14 protein-coding genes and 1 pseudogene are annotated in these 17,706 nt (G+C 45.2%); 7 read left to right on the top strand and 8 right to left on the bottom strand.

The window, feature by feature from the left end; translation table 11 throughout:
* Window positions 1-48: 48 nt before the first annotated feature.
* From DW47_RS0109185 to DW47_RS0109170, 4 genes are all read right to left on the bottom strand, one after another.
* Entirely contained in the window at window positions 49-1,608 is a 1,560-nt protein-coding gene (locus DW47_RS0109185) for an aldehyde dehydrogenase (NADP(+)) (RefSeq protein ID WP_029686129.1), read from the bottom strand.
* A gap of 242 nt (window positions 1,609-1,850) precedes the next feature.
* Window positions 1,851-3,338, bottom strand: coding sequence for an aldehyde dehydrogenase (locus DW47_RS0109180; protein ID WP_152473154.1), 1,488 nt, complete (start codon window positions 3,336-3,338; stop codon window positions 1,851-1,853).
* Between the two features lie 154 nt (window positions 3,339-3,492).
* Complete coding sequence (locus tag DW47_RS0109175) at window positions 3,493-4,197, bottom strand: GntR family transcriptional regulator (RefSeq protein ID WP_051150884.1); 705 nt, start codon at window positions 4,195-4,197, stop codon at window positions 3,493-3,495.
* Between the two features lie 37 nt (window positions 4,198-4,234).
* Window positions 4,235-5,239 carry an Ldh family oxidoreductase gene (locus tag DW47_RS0109170; RefSeq protein WP_029686125.1) on the bottom strand — a complete coding sequence of 335 codons (1,005 nt, stop codon included), beginning with the start codon at window positions 5,237-5,239 and terminating at the stop codon, window positions 4,235-4,237.
* A gap of 419 nt (window positions 5,240-5,658) precedes the next feature.
* On the opposite strand from DW47_RS0109170, the gene DW47_RS0109165 reads away from it, so the two are divergent.
* On the top strand, window positions 5,659-6,762 hold the full coding sequence (locus tag DW47_RS0109165) for a mandelate racemase/muconate lactonizing enzyme family protein (RefSeq protein ID WP_029686123.1): 1,104 nt from the start codon (window positions 5,659-5,661) through the stop codon (window positions 6,760-6,762).
* Between the two features lie 44 nt (window positions 6,763-6,806).
* Here DW47_RS0109165 and DW47_RS0109160 read toward each other — a convergent pair whose 3' ends face one another.
* Entirely contained in the window at window positions 6,807-7,961 is a 1,155-nt protein-coding gene (locus DW47_RS0109160) for an MFS transporter (protein WP_029686122.1), read from the bottom strand.
* A gap of 337 nt (window positions 7,962-8,298) precedes the next feature.
* On the opposite strand from DW47_RS0109160, the gene DW47_RS0109155 reads away from it, so the two are divergent.
* Window positions 8,299-9,006 (top strand): GntR family transcriptional regulator, encoded by a 708-nt coding sequence (locus tag DW47_RS0109155; RefSeq protein ID WP_051150883.1) that lies wholly within the window; start codon window positions 8,299-8,301, stop codon window positions 9,004-9,006.
* Between the two features lie 18 nt (window positions 9,007-9,024).
* On the opposite strand, the gene DW47_RS0109150 is transcribed toward DW47_RS0109155, so the two are convergent.
* Complete coding sequence (locus DW47_RS0109150; RefSeq protein WP_029686120.1) at window positions 9,025-10,527, bottom strand: APC family permease; 1,503 nt, start codon at window positions 10,525-10,527, stop codon at window positions 9,025-9,027.
* A gap of 881 nt (window positions 10,528-11,408) precedes the next feature.
* Here DW47_RS0109150 and DW47_RS16965 point away from each other — a divergent pair.
* The 4 genes and pseudogenes from DW47_RS16965 (at window position 11,409) to DW47_RS16960 (ending at window position 14,960) form a co-directional block, all read left to right on the top strand.
* Window positions 11,409-12,302 (top strand): annotated as a pseudogene (locus DW47_RS16965) (IS5 family transposase).
* A 502-nt stretch (window positions 12,303-12,804) separates the two neighbouring features.
* Entirely contained in the window at window positions 12,805-13,299 is a 495-nt protein-coding gene (locus tag DW47_RS0109140) for a GNAT family N-acetyltransferase (protein WP_029686118.1), read from the top strand.
* A 373-nt stretch (window positions 13,300-13,672) separates the two neighbouring features.
* Window positions 13,673-14,416, top strand: coding sequence for an SDR family oxidoreductase (locus DW47_RS0109135; RefSeq protein ID WP_029686117.1), 744 nt, complete (start codon window positions 13,673-13,675; stop codon window positions 14,414-14,416).
* Between the two features lie 148 nt (window positions 14,417-14,564).
* Window positions 14,565-14,960 (top strand): GFA family protein, encoded by a 396-nt coding sequence (locus DW47_RS16960; RefSeq protein ID WP_071846633.1) that lies wholly within the window; start codon window positions 14,565-14,567, stop codon window positions 14,958-14,960.
* Between the two features lie 302 nt (window positions 14,961-15,262).
* Here DW47_RS16960 and DW47_RS0109130 read toward each other — a convergent pair whose 3' ends face one another.
* Entirely contained in the window at window positions 15,263-15,556 is a 294-nt protein-coding gene (locus DW47_RS0109130; RefSeq protein ID WP_029686116.1) for a contact-dependent growth inhibition system immunity protein, read from the bottom strand.
* Between the two features lie 839 nt (window positions 15,557-16,395).
* Between DW47_RS0109130 and DW47_RS0109125 the strand changes: the two genes are divergently transcribed.
* Window positions 16,396-17,037: a hypothetical protein gene (locus DW47_RS0109125; protein WP_029686115.1), complete on the top strand. Its 642-nt coding sequence runs from the start codon at window positions 16,396-16,398 to the stop codon at window positions 17,035-17,037.
* Window positions 17,038-17,444: 407 nt separating this feature from the next.
* On the opposite strand, the gene DW47_RS17665 is transcribed toward DW47_RS0109125, so the two are convergent.
* Window positions 17,445-17,663 carry a DUF7661 family protein gene (locus DW47_RS17665; RefSeq protein WP_029686114.1) on the bottom strand — a complete coding sequence of 73 codons (219 nt, stop codon included), beginning with the start codon at window positions 17,661-17,663 and terminating at the stop codon, window positions 17,445-17,447.
* Window positions 17,664-17,706: the final 43 nt, after the last annotated feature.

Raw genomic sequence — 17,706 nt, 5'->3', positions numbered from 1 at the left:
TGACTTCCTTGTCAGGACTCAGCGGCCTCCCTGGCGAATTAAATGGTCTTAATTGGTATACTTGCCATTCAAAAGATGAGGCGATTTCGAAAGTTGCTCATCTTTCAATACATCAGGTAAAAGAGACTGAGGGTAGTTTTGGAAGCAGACCGGGCGCATAAATCGGTTAATCGCCAAACTACCCACTGATGTACCCCGAGAATCGGATGTCGCAGGCCATGGGCCTCCGTGTACCATAGCGTGACTCACCTCAACCCCGGTTGGATAGTTGTTCACAATCAAGCGTCCTGCTTTTTCTTCAAGCGTCGCCACCAGATCGGCAGCGCTTGCCAGCTCCTCCTCCTCCCCGAATATAGTTGCGGTCAGCTGTCCACCCAAAGTATCCAGAGCTTCTAGAAGTTGCTCTTTAGTCTCCACGCTCACGATAATCGCTGCTGGTCCGAAAATTTCTTCCTGAACCAGCGTGTTGTTAGCGATCAGACTTTGGATATCGGTTCTGTAAAGACAAGCCCCGGCAGATAAGCTGTCATCCTGGCCTTGTGCAAGCAATTCAAGGGAGCTGAATGCATCGAACTCTTGGCGGCGATGATCGTAGGATTTCAGCGTTGACGGATTGAGCATCACCATAGGTGAAAGTGCGCTGACTTTGTGTTTCAACTCAGTTACGAAATTTTCGAACGCGTCGGTTTGTACGCCAAGAATTAAACCTGGTTTAGTGCAGAACTGACCTGTTCCCATAGTGAAGGAGGCTACAAGATCTCCTGCTACCTTTGAGGCCTGATTCGTCAGCAACCCGTTAAGTACAACCATCGGGTTTATGCTAGACATTTCAGCAAATACAGGTATCGGCTCTGGTCGGGCATTTGCGATTTCAATCAGTGCTTTTCCGCCACCGAGAGATCCAGTAAAGCCGACGGCTTTAATTTTAGGGTGGCGAACTAGATCAGCACCCACACGGGAGCCGAAAATCATATTAAAGACGCCAGCCGGCATGTCGGACTTAATACGAGCACGCTCAATCGCTTCCGCAGTGAGTTCGGATGTTTTCATATGACCTGAATGCGCCTTCACGACTACCGTACAGCCAGCGGCGAGCGCCGCAGCGGTGTCACCACCCGCAGTAGAAAAGGCTAGGGGAAAGTTACTTGCACCAAATACCGCGATTGGACCAACACCGACGTTGTATTGACGGAGTACAGGCTTACCCTGGCCTTCGAAAGTATCTACACGGATACCAAGAAATCCTCGTGCTCGGATATATTCTGCAAACATACGCATCTGGTTTGAAGTACGGGCACGTTCACCTTTAATACGTGCCTCTGGCAGACCTGTTTCTTCCATCACAATGTTAACAAAATCGTCATCGAGGCTGTCTATTTCATCAGCGATCGACTCAAGAAAAGCTGCCCGCCGTTCAAGAGGCTGCTTTTGATAGCTCCTAAATACTGATGCGGCGGCATTTGCTGCGCTATCAGCTTCGGCCATAGTGGCCTGACAGAACAGATACGATAAAGGCTGGCCTGTTCTGGCGTTAATACTGTTCAGTGCCGGTGAACCTGAGCCAACACGCTGGCCAGCAATAAATTGCTTACCATTATTCGCGGTCATAAATCGTTCTCCATTAGTTAATAATGATGCAGGAATTGCCAGTTCATCTGGTCAATTCGCGTCATCAAGACAATCCCTGCAAGGGATTATCGGGAATGTTGTTGAAGCCAGGTGGGATGCTCTTCTTTTAAGGGCAGCCCACAACCTACTAGGCATTAAGCGCCTGCTGGCGTATATCGTATACCAACCTAACTGCGGTGGCGTTCAGTTTATGGCCCGGTAACAAAATCGGGCCATATCGCTTAGACCAGTTGGATCCAGATTGTTTTCAACTCTGAGTACTGATCGAAGATATGGATGGATTTTTCACGGCCACCAAATCCTGATTGTTTGAATCCACCAAATGGAACAGACTGATCGCCTTCTGAGAAGCAATTAACAGACACGGTACCGGCACGAATAGCGCGTGCTACTTGGTGTGCGGTTGTCAGATCATTTGTATGAAGCGAAGAAGCCAACCCGTAAATGGTATCGTTCGCAATCGAAATAGCTTCTTCAACGGTATCGAAGGTAATCACGCTTAGCACAGGCCCGAAAATCTCTTCCTGGGCAATGGTCATGTCGTTAGTCACATCATCAAATACGGTTGGTCCGATAAAATACCCGCCGGTTTCACTTAACAGACGCTCACCGCCCATAATCAGGCGAGCGCCTTCCGCTTTACCTTTCTCGATGTAGCTCAGAATGCGCTGCATGTGTTTCTCTTCAATCAGAGCACCAATGCGGGTATCATCACTGAAAGGTTCGCCCACAGTCCATTTAGCAAACTCTTCGAGCAGTGCTTTCATGAAACGTTCTTTAATACCACGCTGGATGAGGAGACGGGAACCGGCGCTGCAGTTTTCACCCTGGCCAAATAAAATACCCGCGGCGACCTGCTCAACAGCATGCTGGATATCTTTGACATCATTCATCACGATAGCAGGGCTTTTACCCCCTAACTCAAGCATGACTTTTTTAAGGTTTGAGTCGGCAGAATAGCGCAGGAAATAGCGGCCTACTTCAGTAGAGCCAGTAAAGCTGAGGCATTCTACATCGGGATGGACACCCAAAGCTTTGCCAGTAGTTTCACCAAAGCCGGTAACGATGTTCACCACGCCAGCAGGGATCCCAGCTTTGTCACACAAAGCGGCGAAATGCAGAGCGGATAGTGAGGTTTGTTCCGCAGGTTTAATGACTACGCTGTTACCCGTGGCAAGGATTGGCCCCAGTTTCATGGCCAGAATCGGCAGCGGGAAGTTCCACGGGATAACAACGCCCACCACGCCAATGGGTTCGCGGACAATCATGGAGACGATGTCGCTAGCTGTTGGTGAGGTGAGGTCATAAACCTTATCAATGGCTTCTGCACTCCAGCGTAGGGTCTCGATCGCGTCTGGTAAGTCAGCGTAAATTGCATCCGCAACAGGTTTACCGTTGTCCATACTCTCAATAATGCCTAGTTCTTCAGCATTTTCTTCGACGAGATCAGCCAGTTTTAACATGGCGTACTTACGCTCTTTAGGCGCAAGCTTGCTCCATACACCTTCCTCAAAAGTGCGTTTAGCAGCGGCCACCGCTACATCGACGTCTTCTTTATCGCATTCAGCAATGTTAGCCAGAACTTTTCCGGTTGCCGGATTGATTGTTTCAAACGTTTTGCCACTTAAGGCATCGACGAACTTACCATCAATGTATGCTTTGGTAATGAATTCAATTGCCTGTGACTTCTTCTTGAGTTCCGCCGTCATTATGCTCTCCATAACAGTATCTACTATATAGGTGAATAAGTGATTCGGTAGCAGTGATAATACAAGTGTATATCGTATACTATAATGCTTGTCAAATATCCAAATTAAAACTGTAATCCACATCAAATCGATGAACAGATGGGTGGCACCGAATCTAGAGTTGTGGGTCAGAATGAATAAATGATTTTGTACCACTTGTTGCGAGTTTTTTTTGAAGATCCGCACAGACACCAACAACATGATCGTGAATAAGACACGCTGCTACCTCAGCTTTACCCGCTTTACACGCAGCAAATATCTCACGATGTTCTTTATCAGCCTGGGCTATAGCATCGGGGGCAGCGAGCTGAACACGCATGTAGCGTTCAACCTTATCGTAAACAGTGCGGATCATTTTTAGCATATGTGGCCTGTCTGCTGCCACATAGATACAGGCATGGAGCTCCCAATTGAGTTCCGCCCAGCGGACTGGGTTTTCCTCAAGAATAAAAGCGTCACAAGCCATCATCAGTTTGTCAAAGTGCTCACGGCTCATTTTGGGTACCGCTATACGAGTTATTGTTGATTCCAGTACTGCACGAATCTCAAATAACTGTAACAATTCCTGTTCTGAGATCCCTGCCACGACAGCACCACGGTTGCGGTTAAATTTTACGAAGCCTTCAGCCTCAAGTGTCTTGAGTGCCTCCCTGACCGGGATTTTGCTGACGTTGAAAATTTGAGCAATCTGATCCTGACGTATTGGCTGGTTATCCATCAGCGTCCCGGACACAATCGCCTCCTTCAGGTATTGTGCGATTATGATTGAGGCAGAGGGTGAAGAGCTAATATCAGGTACAGATTTCAATTTAAGTATCATGATGTTGAGTTATCTCCTCCCTCCCGGGTTTTATCTGTTAAGCCAGTAGTGACTGTAATTCTTCATATAAGGATTGCGGGATCTCTACCCCCTCCTGCTCACTCTTAAGCCTTGCGGCATAACGGCGCTCTGAAGGCAGACGGCCGCCGTGAGCTTTTAACTTGGTGAAGAGCTCTTCAGCACGTGCCATATGGGATTCTTTCTCGGAGCCAAGTAGTGACTCTGGCGAAATCGCGATAATCAGTTCTCCATGGAAAGGTGAGGCTTTCGCATCATTATCATGTGCCATTGATTCATAGCTCATGAGGTCGCCAATCAGCGGACCGGCCATTAACTCGATCATGGTGGCTAGGGCGGAGCCTTTATGTCCGCCAAAGGTGAGCATTGCTCCTTCCATTGCTTCTGACGTCGATGTAGTCACATTCCCATGTTTATCGATAGCACAGCCCTCAGGTAAGGGGTCACCGCGTAAATGATGGAGTTCAATATCTCCGCGAGCTATGGCACTGGTTGCGAAATCAAATACATAGGGATGGCTATCTTTTCTTGGCCAGCCAAAAGCAAATGGATTAGTCCCCAGTAAAGGCTCTTTGCTTCCATGAGGCGCAACCCATGAGTGGCTTGGATTACATGCCATAACAACAAGTCCTTGCTGAGTTAGCTGCTCAATTTCCACCCACAGCGCTGAAAAGTGCACGCAGTTATTGATTGCCATGAGCGCGATGCCGTTTGTGATAGCTTTTTGGCACAGGTAAGGGAGGCCGCGTTCAAATGCTAGCTGAGAAAACCCACCTTCGGCATCCACTTTCACCACCCCCGGAGCTGTGTCGATAATTTGTGGCATGGCTTGAGGGTTTACTTTTCCTGCCTTCAAAGTATGGATACATACTAGTAAACGATAGATACCGTGTGTTGCGCATCCGTCTCTTTCGCCTGAGAGCATTGTGTGGGTAAGAGCGCTTGCATGGTCGCGGCTGAAGCCATGCTTCTCCAGCACAGCAAGAGACAGTTTTTCAATTTCAGAAAGGGCGAGCCTAGTCATTCTGACCTCAATTTGTCAGGTAACATACAAGATGTAACCTTAATATTTTAAATGGTATACGATAAACTATTTTTTTACGGCGCCTTAGTCAACAAAGTATTCAAATAATCACTGATATTTGATTTTTCTATGATGGTTCCGGCGAATGGATGGGAAATCTTTAAAAAGAGTTTGCGATTTCATTTAGATAAGCAGTAAGGTATACGATATACGCTTATTGATCGAGGCGATACGATACCTTTGGGAGATTCAGTAATTTCTTGTTTCATCCAAACCTTCGACTGCGTTATACGCGTCCAGATGGGTGTGGTTTGCCCGATAAGATCATGAACATGGCTTTGGACGTTTATTCTCAACTATCAGATGATTACTGATGACCCATTGTGGGTTAGTCATTTTTAATTCAGGCAGGGCAATCTATGAAAATTACTGAAATTGAAGTGTTCAGCTATCAGGTAGGTTATGCACACGGCACATATGTTATGTCCGGCGACAGGTCAGCGAGTACTGAAGATGGTACGGTTGTCAGAATCAAAACTGATGAAGGAATCGAAGGGTGGGGTGAAATCACTACGCTCGGGAAAGTGTATCTTCCTACTTTCCCGGAAGGTATAAGAACGGCATTGAATGACCTCAGCAGGGCTATATTGGGTCAGGATCCGCGCAATATTCTGAATATTAATAGGATCATGAATGCCACCCTTATGGGACAGGAGTTCGCAAAAAGCCCGCTAGATATCGCGTGCTGGGACATTTTTGGTAAATCAGTTGGTAAACCAATTAGTGCACTTCTGGGGGGCGTGATAAATGAACGTTTCCCTATTTATGAAGCTGTTCCTCTGGGGTCACCAGAATCAATGGCTGAATATATTCAGGAACGTCGTGCAGACGGTATTAACCGTTTTCAGCTTAAAGTGGGCAATAATCCTTTAGAGGATGTTGCGAGAACTCGCGCCAGTGTTGAGGCCGGAGATGAAGATACCGTAATCGTCGCTGATTCTAACGGTGGATGGTCTCTGGCAAGCGCCAAGCTAGCAATTCAGGGGCTGGCGGGGCTACCGGTTTATGTAGAACAACCATGCCGTACCACTGCTGATTGTATTCTTGCGCACCGCGGATCTGCGCTTCCCCTGGTTCTTGATGAATCAATTATCAGTCAGGATGAAGTATTTCGTGCAAAATACGAAGCAAACGCAGTGTCTATCAACCTTAAGTTCGGGAAATTGGGTGGACTGACAAATGTGGTCAGAGCTCGAGATTTACTGCAGGATCTTAATCTGGCTGTTTCAGTAGAGGATATGTGGGGGGGGGATATTATCACTGCCGCTACAAGCCACATTGCTGCAACAACACGCCCAGACTCTTTACTTATGACACCATTCTTCAACGACTGGACAGACGGTCACTTGGCGGGCTATACACCGCGCTCTCAGAAAGGTTTTGGTTCAGCACCTACTGCACCCGGATTGGGTATTGAAGTGGATATCAATCGTTTAGGTAAACCTCTAATGACCATTCGATAACGCATCATGTTGCGAAAGGGGAGATTACTCCCCTTTCAAAAAGACTATGAAAAACGTAGTTTCATACTACCGACCAAGACTAAAAGTAATGCGGCAGACACACAAAGGAAGGCAACCGATAGGCTGAAAGTATGTGCAATGAAGCCTAGTAAGGCTGGTCCAAGCAGGATCCCTAAATATCCCACAGTAGACACAAATGCGACAGACATGTTCGGTGGCATACTTTTTTCCATTCCGGCCAATGTTGTCAAAACAGGCGCGACGTTCGCAGCTCCAATGCCAATCAGTACGAATCCAGCCAGAGATGCTTCCCATCCAGGAACGAATACGGCAGTTGCAAAACCACTCATGGCAAAGAACCCACTCAAGAAAAGCAGTTTTTTACGACCAAGCAGATTCACTATACGGTCACCAGAGAGCCTCATTACCGCCATAGCAAAACCGAATGAGGCGTACCCCCAGCCTGCATGTTCAATTCCCATCCCGCGTTCCGATGTTAACCAGACGCCGCTCCAGTCAAGCATTGAACCTTCGGCCAGGAAACACACCAAGCACATAGCAGCCATCATAATAAGAGTGAGACTTGGGTTGAATGAAGATTTCTGGTCTTCTTCATGCGACGCAAATGGTAGAAGGTGTTTTCCTGCATAAAGAAGAATGAGTATAACAACGGCATCAGCACAAAGTGCTGTCATCAGGGGGGAAAGCCCCGCACTCAAAACCAGACTTCCACAGGCAGAACCCACAATGCCACCAACGCTGAACAGACCATGGAAACCCGACATGAGTGGTACTTCAGAATGTTGCTCAACCAGAGCGCCCTGAATATTCACGGTAACATCCGCTAACCCCACACCTGCACCAAATATTAACAGGCTGACAATCATCAACGGTGTAGAATTTACTTCAGCCAGCAGAGGTAGGGACAGGCACAACATAATAGCGCCCGTGATGATCATGGCCTTGCATCCAAATCGTCCTGCAAGTTTGCCGGAAAATAACATGGTAACTAAAGAGCCACTTCCCAGGCAAAGTAAAAGCATACCCAATGTGGCTGCATCAAGATTTAATCTATGCTGTGCATATGGCACTAATGGAGCCCATGCACCCATACCAAAACCCGCAATGAAGAATGCGGCTCTTGTCGACATCCTCCTTTGTGCGGTATTTACTGCTAAACGAACAGCTACCTCAGCCATTAATCCCCCGGATTTTAGAAAATGGGATATAGTATACGCTTTTCTGGTAATCTCAATATCACCCTGTTGAAAAAATCAGATTCTCAAACTGTAGTAGGTCAGAGAGGAATTGATAACAGCTCGATGTGCAATTCACTGGACGCAAACGATTAAGCCAGCCTGACGCTGGAACTTGAGCAATTTCACTTCCAAAAACGAAAGTTTATGTCTTATATAGTAATTTTCGCCTCTATTGGAAAATAAAAAGTCAAAGGGTATAATGTATACAAATACATCGCGTAATAGTAACGGGTGTACCATTAAATTTGCATTTGTAGCAATCATTCCGGAGGTTTATTTGAGCTTAAAATCTAAGGTGCCAGATATTGGTGCTACCCCTTCAGCATCGATCATCATCTCAAGGTATCTTCGTGAGGCAATCGTATCAGGGGACCTTCCGGAAAATGAACCTGTCCGGCAAGAACAAATTGCACAGATGTTCAACGTCAGCAAAATCCCAGTTAGAGAAGCCTTAAAAACATTGGAAGCTGAGGGCCTCGTTGTTTTTTATCGTAACCGTGGTGCAGTCGTTGCTTCAATCTCTGAACCTGAGCTGGCGCAAATGTTTGAGGTCAGGATATTACTGGAATCCTCAATTATGCGTTTATCAGTTCCCAACATGACGGCACAGAATTTCAAAAAAATCGCAGCCGCTTGCGATAGGTTCATTATGGAAGATGATGCCAGTCGTTGGGCTGAGCTAAACTGGGAGTTGCACCTGGCCATGTATGAGTCAGCAAACCGACCATTTATGATCAATATGATCAAGTCGATTCATGACAAACTAGAACGCTATCTCCGGGTCCAGTTAACTGTTGCAGATGGCTTAATTCAGGCTGATAAAGAGCATCGTAAGATTCTGGAAGCGTGCAAGAATGGTGATACTGAAGGTGCTGCAGAACTGATAACGAATCATATCGCTGGGGTGTGTCAGGATCTTTACTCTCATTTGCCTGGATTTGGAAATTTTGAACTGCCAAACGCAAAAACTGAAGGACGCCAATAAGCATCCTTCAGGGGGAAATCAATCAACAGCAAGCTCCGAGATACGCTGATAGTTTTCCGGTGAAAACTTGTGAAGCCATGCGCTATACAGCAGGCCGAACAAGAAGAAAGCGATGATGATTGCTACAAAAATCGCGCTTCCCAAGCTTCCAATACCAAGCAGCATTTGAGTACTCATCACCGTCAGATAGAAAAATACACTTAAACCTACGATGGCCAGTAGAGGGGCAACTTTAGTATGCCACACCCGCTGGTCGCTTTTATGCTTGCGGAAATAGGCAAATATTGCAACGGCACTTACAACCTGCGCAAGCACGATAGCGATGGTTCCTGCACCGGTCATCCAGGCGAAAAGCGTTGCATACGGGTCCATTTTTGCCACAGCAAAAGTTAAAACAATCACAGCTGCAATTGCTGTCTGAACGAATGATGCAATGTAAGGTGTCTGTTTTTTCTTACGAGTGTAACCAAGCGCTTTCCAGAATAACTTCTGACGGCCCAGTGAATAAAAATAGCGGGCAATATTATTATGGAAGGTGACAATAGCTGCGAATAACGACGTCACGATGAATACGTTAAATGCCATTGTGGTCCAGCCACCAAGGGCTTTGGAAGCAATAAAGAAGATCAGGTTGCCGGATTGTTCTTTGGCAATTTGAACTGCATGATCAGAACCGAGGAAACCTGTAATGAGCCATGCAACACCAAAGTAGACCATCGCCATAAAAATAACGGACGTGTAGGTTGCACGAGAAATTGTTTTCTCGGGATCTTTTGCTTCTTCACTGTAAATCGCACCGCCTTCAAAGCCGATAAATGTTGCACAGGCAAACATGATCCCAGTCCCTAATCCAGGTGAGAAAATTTCACCTACAGTCGGGAACTGGAGTATGTGTTGTCCCACTTCAAGAGAGGAATGCATGATTATGCCTGTGGCCAGAATTAGGAGCATCGCAGTTTCGAGTGTTAAAAGAAATCCTAAAACCATAGCTCCAGAATGAACGCCATGCAGGGCGAGCCACAGACACAACCCCATTGCAATTAAAGCGTATACCCACCAGTCAACGTTGATACCCATAATCGTGGGGATCAGTGAATGAGCATAGTAACCAAAACCTCCGTATAAACCCGCCTGAATGGCCGTGTAGGCGAAGATAGTCAGCGTGGCGGTTCCGAGTCCGAATGACCGACCCAGTCCTGCAGTGACGAAGGAATATAAAGCACCGGCATTGGTTATCTTTTTGCTCATGGCGATGTAACCAACGGCAAAAATCAGTAGAACTGAAGCTGCCAAAAGGAAATCCCAGGCTGCTGCGTTGCCATTACCATCAGAAATCATAATGGGAACGATTGCGATGACACCCGTAAGTGGTGACGCAGCCGCGATAATGAAAAAGATTATGCTCATCGCAGTCAGCGTATTTTTACGTAGACCATGGTTAGAGCCCTTTCCATTATGATGCTCAGCACTTCTGTTTGAGAAGGATTGATATTCAACCCAGGACTTGCTCTCTATGCTCATAGCTGTCCAACCCTAGTAAGATTACCGTTGCCTCGCTGGATCATATTCCTATAGAAGAATAGTTTTTTAACCCAGTCTCTGAATACGCCCTATCGAAAGTTACGATAATTCACTTTGTCTATTGTTTATCGTATACGATATTGGGTCTGTGATCCCCTTTGCATTTTTTACAAAGCAGTAACATTCCTTCAGGCGCTGTGAGATATCTAAAGCAATTCATATGCCAGAGGTTAATTTTTAGCTATTTAAAAAGCAGGTTGAAATGATGGGTTATTTCTTATCTTATTGAATTAATTAAATTTAAATTTACATGAGATTGTGATAATTGTATCTAATATCCAATCGTAGGTTTTCAAAAAAAACATCGGATGTTGAAATCAGTGATACTATTTCGCCCAAAAATAGTGCGTTATCTAACCAAAATGATGCACCCGAGATAAGCTTAGATAGGCCTCTATTTGTAAATAACAGGGCTTTACAAAAGTAGCCGGTCGTTACTTTAAGAATGAGCCAAGCTGTATGGTGTGAAAGATGAGGCCTGATATCATTAATAAGATTGAGGAATTTAAATAAATTCTCACAGACGTTGGAATTTGACTTAAGATAAGTTCATTATTTCATAGGTATTGATGATAGTTATCAAACTTTTGTTATATATTTGCGAGCCTAAGATAGCCATAGCACAGGATCCTTATATTATCCATGCAATTACTCGGGTAATCTTGTCTCTAATTTTGACTTAGCGGAACAAATGTAATTAAGTCCATTAATCAGTTGTGAAGTGGCTTTGTTGAATAAATCGAACTTTTGCCTAATGGAAGGATCAGATCTTCCATCATGCTGATAACGCAGGCAGTACAGTGGCATAGTAGAAATTCAGAATCACTAACTGGAAGACCTACAACAAAGCCCTAATCGAGGGTGGTTCCCTCTGTTTTTGGCTTGATGAAGAGGTTGTTCAGGCATGGTATGAGCCGACAAAGCCCACATCGCGTGGACGACCTCCGCGCTATTCTGACTTCGCCATCACCACCGTCTCGGTAATTAAACGCGTATTCCGCCTGACCCTGTGGGCCGCTCAGGGATTTATTGATTCCATTTTTGCCCTGATGAACGTTCCGTTGCGTTATCCGGATCACACCTGAGTCAGTAAACGGTCAAAGTCGGTTAATATCAGCTTTCCCCTGGGTGAAATATCTCATCTGGTGATGGATTCCACAGGGCTTAACGTCTTCGGTCAAGGCGAATGGAAAGTCAAAAAACACGGTAAAGGGCACCGCCGTATCTGGCGTAAGCTGCATTTGGCTGTGGATGCCAAAACACATGAAATTATCTGTGCTGACCTGTCGCTGAACAACGTTACAGACTCAGAGGCCTTCCTCGGACTCATCCGGCAAAGCCACCGGAAAATCAGGTGCGCCGCTGCAGACGGCACTTACGATACCCGGTTATGTCACGATGAACTGCGGCGTAAAAATATCCGCGAACTCATCCCTCCCCCGAAGGGTGCGGGTTACTGGCCTGTTGGATATGCAGACCGGGATCGTGCTGTTGCGGATCAGCGCCTGAGTGGGAGCAATATACGATGGAAATGGACAACGGAATATCACCGTCGGCCAATAGCGGAAACAGCGATGTACCGGGTAAAGCAGTTGTTGGGTTGTTCACTGCCCCTGCGTACCTACGACGCTCAGGTAGCAGAGGCTATGGCCATGGTGCGGGCGCTGAACAAAATGACAAAGGCCGGAATGCCTGAAAGCGTGCGCATTGCATGAAAATACAACCTGCTGCGGGGAAGCTCAGCCAAAATCTGGTTTATTCAACAAAGTCATTACAGATATCACCAATACGCTGTCCGGTCATAACTCTCACTAAAAGGTTGAACCTGAAGGCCCAACCTCCTTCCAAAGATATTAATTCTACCAACTCTACATCTGACACATCCTATTTCACCAGAACAAACTTCTCTCTACTTAACTGACCGCCTGTTTCAAGAGGAAGAAGGGTACAGGTTAGTCTTGGGGCTAATGGTCTCTTAGATAAGTCCACTTTTCAGCCAGTTCAACTGAATTTCCCCTTTTCTGGTAAAAGATGTCATTTTGCTGCATAATCATTCAATGATGATAAATTAATCAAGTCCTATTTAGTGAGTTTAAGCTGAGGGAAAGTTAATATTTCACCGCTCAATCTGGCATTGAGTGACGCAACGAATTTTCTGGTGCGCGTGAAATGGTCTTATGCTAAATATCATTTTTAAAAGTAGACACGGAGTAGTAGATGGAGATTAAAATACGAGCAGTCGAGTTGAAAGATGCAGAGCAACTTAAAAATATATATAGCCAAAAAAATGTCCAAGAAAACACGTTGCAACTGCCGGTGCCATCCCTAAGTTACTGGGAAAATAGAATTCAAAATTATACTGAAAATGGGTGGATTGGATTCGTTGCCGAGCTTGATGGCGTTGTTGTGGGTGAATTAGTCATTTTTACTGAAAAAAACATAAGGCTTAGGCATGTAGTTTCTTTCGGGATTGCTGTAGATGTCAATCATTCAGGAAAAGGCATAGGCAAACAGCTGATTACTTTTTTTCAGGAATATGCATTTCAATGGCTGGCAGCCAGTAGGCTCGAGTTAGAAGTTTTTGTTAGTAACTGTTCTGCAATAAAACTTTATGAAAGGTTAGGATTCGAAATTGAAGGTAAAAAGAGAAAGGCTGCATTGAAGGATGGCGTGTATCAGGATGTATTTATTATGTCGAAATTAGCCAGTTAAACTTAAGCCCTAGAGAGTATACTTCTAGGGTTTCAGCAATATTGTCGGCACCCGCAAGAACGACTTATGGTAAATCCGACTGCGCTGCTTCACAGTGCTTCATTTCTTCTGAAATAAACCAACTAACATTTTTGCAAACCAATATGTCAGATAACTGAAAATTCTGACCAGTATTAGAAAAGAGCATGTATTTTTTAGGTATTCGTTCACCAGCCTAGTTGAACAGGTAGCGATAACTCTCGCCAACACTTTTGATGTCGTTAAGTTGTGAACCTAAAGTGGCCTAGCCTTAATGGCACTCATGGGAAGATAGCAGCTTTGTGCTTAAGGTATAAAGTACTTTTCATTAGCGACAATTCGATGGTAGGCAAAAATGTTGACAGGTAGAAGAGCAGTTGTCACCGGTGGTGGCAAGGGATTTGGCCAAGCATTGTGTGTCGGACTCTCCAGGGAGGGAATAGAGGTAGACTTCTGCGCCCGACGTTCCGAGGATATCGATAATACCTGCGAAATGGTCAGGGCCGAAGGGGGGATTGCCAGAGGGTATCTCTGTGACCTTACTCTGACAGAGTCTGTACAGCAATTCGCTGCACAGTTGACGACGGTAGAAAAACCCATAGACATTCTGATCCTAAACGCAGCACAGTGGTTATCAGGAACCTTAGATAACCAGCAAGAAATAGAAATTATTACTACTATCAATTCCGGCGTAACTGGCTCTATTTTACTGACCAAGGCACTGCTACCCAGTTTAAGACGCTCTGAGGGCGCGGATATTATATCTATCATTTCGGCTTGTGCTATTCCACACTTTACCGATTCCATCGCGCACCCAGCCTTTTTTGCAGGTAAGCACGGACTCAGTGGCTTTACATCCCTACTGTCAGAGCAATTAGCCTCGGAGAATATCCGAGTGACTGGGTTGTATCCGCCGGATTTCGAAACTACGTCTGTAGACGCGCTTATCGATAATCAGGCTAAGATGGGGCAACAATTACTAAATGGGCGTTCTATTTGGGAAACTATACGCTTTTTATTACTTCAGCCTCGTAGTTGCCATATTAGCAGTATCTACTTTAAAGGACCGACTCGCGAAACACTGAAGTCAGTGCAATAGCCAATAACTAAATCGACGTTTCCTATCAAAATCCCCTGCAGTTGAGGTGTTATACCTTAGGCGTAAATGCGCATTCTGTAAGTCGTGGTACTTCGCCCACAGCTATGTTAAATAATCGATAACCACAACCGCAGCGTTAAGGATCATTATGAAAGGTAGCTGTCTTTGCAAAGCCGTGAGTTATGAATGTGATCAGCTGAGCAGTGGTATAGTGAACTGTCATTGTCATACCTGTCGGAAAGCTCAGGCTGCCCGTTACGCGCCCACGGCAAAGGTAGAGCGCAAACATTTTCGCCGGCGGCAGGGAGAACACCTGCTTAAGGCTTACGAATCATCCGCTGGAAAGTTTCGTTATTTCTGTTCAGTGTGTGGTTCGCATCTGATGGCTGAAAGGCCCGCTCAGGGGCATGTGATCTTAAGGGTAGCAACCTTAGATGACGCGCCTGCTGTTACAGGCATTTCTTATATCTGGTGCAGCCATAATTTACCTTGGCTTGTGGACAGTGAAGTAACACCTCACTTTGCTGAATGGCTACCTGAGTGACGATGATAAACACTAGCTCGGTGTTTTGGTGATGAGCGACAGTCGCTTAGCGACTGGTTGAGTACTTACTGAGTAATAGCTATACCCGTGCGGTAGACACCTGCTACTTAGCCGAAAGGCAGCAGTGATAGACGATAACTATGTTAAGTCATCGGTAACCACAACCGCAAAATTAAGGGGCATTATGAAAATGAGCTGTCTATGTAAAGCAGTAAGTTATGAATAGGTTCAGCTGAGCAGTGGGGGATGGGGGACTAGCAGTATGACTGCTCGCTGGTGACGGAATATTAAACGAGCAAGACTCAATCCTTCCCTGCGGTAATAATTTTACCTTTAAACAGGTCAAAGAACTCGTGGATATCCTCGATGAGGACTTCTGGATGGAAAGTATCCTCAAAAGCCCTATCTGGGTTTTCCGTGTAGTCGCTGATAAACAGGTCGAACTCCTCGGTCAACAGATACAGAATACCAGCAGGGCAATTAGCGATGTAGTAATCCACCGCTCCTTCAATAGAGTCTGCTTCGCAGATATAATCGAAATCTTGATTCAGATAAGCACCCATTAGGTTTTCAATTAACGGATAGGGCGTTTTCATCGTGCGCAGTCTTCCCAGAAAAAGGGCGACAAGCTAAAAGATTTTTTGTTGTCTGTATTTAAAGTCTCCGGTTCAGTGACTGAGTTATCAGACTGTATAGCGGTAACCTGAATGCGAGTGATCGCTATCTGTAATGCGTCATCCATAACCTTTATGCCCTCCAATAATCATCAGCCGATGACTGAATACACTTTCTGTATCAGTGAATAGCGTCAGTCCTAGACCGGTACTGTTACGAAATAGTCTCCCGCGTGGGTAGCTAAGACTGGCGTGGCTAAAATATACAATTTCCTCAGCAGCATAGGATAAAGACCTACATGATTTGTGTAGCTGATCACGCGGAGGAGAACTTTATTCCGAGCCTCATTCCTGGGGTTGCGACTCAGACTGCGTGGTGGACAGCGCGATTAGTGAGGGAGAGGGCTTTAGCGCACTCTCTACAGCAGACTATCTGTCGCGATTCACCGGACATTTGACAGTATAACCTTTAATTTACCTAAGCCGCGCTTAGTTTCGCCTACCAGGATCTTCACTGCAGAAAATGACGCTGAACGGCTTGTGAGGGACTCGTTTTTGTTATCTTTGCTGATCATCAACGATACAATCTATGAGTAGTTCCATTCTGATGGCAGATGCCGCTTGCCCTATACCCCCTATATTGTCCTGTGCACAGGGGAGTACGGCGACTTCAACGCACAGTATTGCTAAGGCCGTTGCAGACCTATTGATTGAAATGAAGAGGTAACATCATTCCCGATCATATTGTAGAGTCAATATCAGTAATTTGTGTTACAGTCATTTACAGCATTCACCATTCTCATATTTAGACAGGAAATTAAGTGAATAAGATTATACCATTTGTAGCGATGGCGTTATTTAGCCAACTTGCCATGGCCGATGATAGTCTTGATATCGATGGCTTACCCCTGGTATTGACGCTGCAGGATAATAGAACCGTTAGCGTGTCAAACTGTGATGAATTCATTAAAGTTAGGAAGGCAGGAGGGGTAGTAAAAGAACTTCCAGATTTACCTAATGATTTTTATGATGGGATGAGGATGGAGCTTATTGATTGTTATGTAAAAGCCGTAGTTTCGCAGCGGGGTTTAATGAGGAGTAATGCACCTAAACCGTCTTTAAGTGAGATATTACACCATCTTCCAGCAACTGAAAAACTGTTGATCAGTGATGATGAAAAAGAAAGTGTCGAGAAAAAGTTCAAAGGGAAAAGTATTTGGGATGCAGAACCTGATTTGACTAGCGTTGATGACACTGTTATTTCAAAAAAGAATGATGATGGTTACAAGCTGATTAATTATACCTCTTACACATCAAAGGATGGCAATAAAGTTGATTTAGTGACTATGGTATCATTTGTTTTGCATGGCACTTATGCTTACAGTAGAAGTTATTTCATTAACTCCAAAGAAAAAAATATTTGGGATGTTGAGGAGTTGAGTGTCAATAGCCCGTTGCATTAATGGCTAGAAGGATATATAGGCGTAGACTACTTTTATCATTAAAGAAGGTATACGTTATTTTTATAGGATGACTTGCTCTACAGTTGGTCCCCAAAGGTATCTTAATTCAAAGTGAGATTTGGAGTTAAATTGATTATTAAAGAGTTACTCTATAGATGGAGTGATGGAAAGGCGTAGACTGGGGGCAAGCATAGCAGAGCATTACTCTGCCTATCAGGAGGAATTTATGCCAATGTGGGGAGATAGATTGCCAGCCCTGTTAGGCGTAGCAAGGCCTATTTCGACTCAAGGGGTGGATAGTGAAGGCAACAAACACCGGTTGTTCAAACTCTGACCTCTCTTGGTATGTCGAATTGCCGGTTGGTTGACCAGCATTCTGATTAACTCGCGTAACCACCCTCTTTTACTCATTCGACTCTTTTGACATCAGGATGACGATCACTGGCCGCTTCGTGGAAAATATCCCCTAACCAAGCGGGAATTTCTGTCTCCGTCATATCATCAGGGATCACAATATCATAGGTTCTCGAGTACTTCCGTTCGGTGATACCGACTCTGAATGTTAGCCAACGATGATGTTTACGTTGAACACCAATGTATTTCCCAAAAACGTTGAAAATCATCATAGCAAGTCTCGACTTATCTCTTGAGTAAACTGCAACGGAAAAT

It is taken from the genome of Tatumella saanichensis, from assembly GCF_000439375.1.
Classification (GTDB): domain Bacteria; phylum Pseudomonadota; class Gammaproteobacteria; order Enterobacterales; family Enterobacteriaceae; genus Tatumella; species Tatumella saanichensis.
Note: the sequence above shows the minus strand (reverse complement) of the source record. Positions and strands in the feature narration are given on the sequence as shown.

Coding starts and splice junctions, on each gene's coding strand:
- DW47_RS0109185 (WP_029686129.1), bottom strand. CDS start 1,608: ATGACCGCGAATAATGGTAAGCAATTTATTGCTGGCCAGCGTGTTGGC.
- DW47_RS0109180 (WP_152473154.1), bottom strand. CDS start 3,338: ATGACGGCGGAACTCAAGAAGAAGTCACAGGCAATTGAATTCATTACC.
- DW47_RS0109175 (WP_051150884.1), bottom strand. CDS start 4,197: ATGATACTTAAATTGAAATCTGTACCTGATATTAGCTCTTCACCCTCT.
- DW47_RS0109170 (WP_029686125.1), bottom strand. CDS start 5,239: ATGACTAGGCTCGCCCTTTCTGAAATTGAAAAACTGTCTCTTGCTGTG.
- DW47_RS0109165 (WP_029686123.1), top strand. CDS start 5,659: ATGAAAATTACTGAAATTGAAGTGTTCAGCTATCAGGTAGGTTATGCA.
- DW47_RS0109160 (WP_029686122.1), bottom strand. CDS start 7,961: ATGGCTGAGGTAGCTGTTCGTTTAGCAGTAAATACCGCACAAAGGAGG.
- DW47_RS0109150 (WP_029686120.1), bottom strand. CDS start 10,527: ATGAGCATAGAGAGCAAGTCCTGGGTTGAATATCAATCCTTCTCAAAC.
- DW47_RS0109140 (WP_029686118.1), top strand. CDS start 12,805: ATGGAGATTAAAATACGAGCAGTCGAGTTGAAAGATGCAGAGCAACTT.
- DW47_RS0109135 (WP_029686117.1), top strand. CDS start 13,673: ATGTTGACAGGTAGAAGAGCAGTTGTCACCGGTGGTGGCAAGGGATTT.
- DW47_RS16960 (WP_071846633.1), top strand. CDS start 14,565: ATGAAAGGTAGCTGTCTTTGCAAAGCCGTGAGTTATGAATGTGATCAG.
- DW47_RS0109130 (WP_029686116.1), bottom strand. CDS start 15,556: ATGAAAACGCCCTATCCGTTAATTGAAAACCTAATGGGTGCTTATCTG.
- DW47_RS17665 (WP_029686114.1), bottom strand. CDS start 17,663: ATGATGATTTTCAACGTTTTTGGGAAATACATTGGTGTTCAACGTAAA.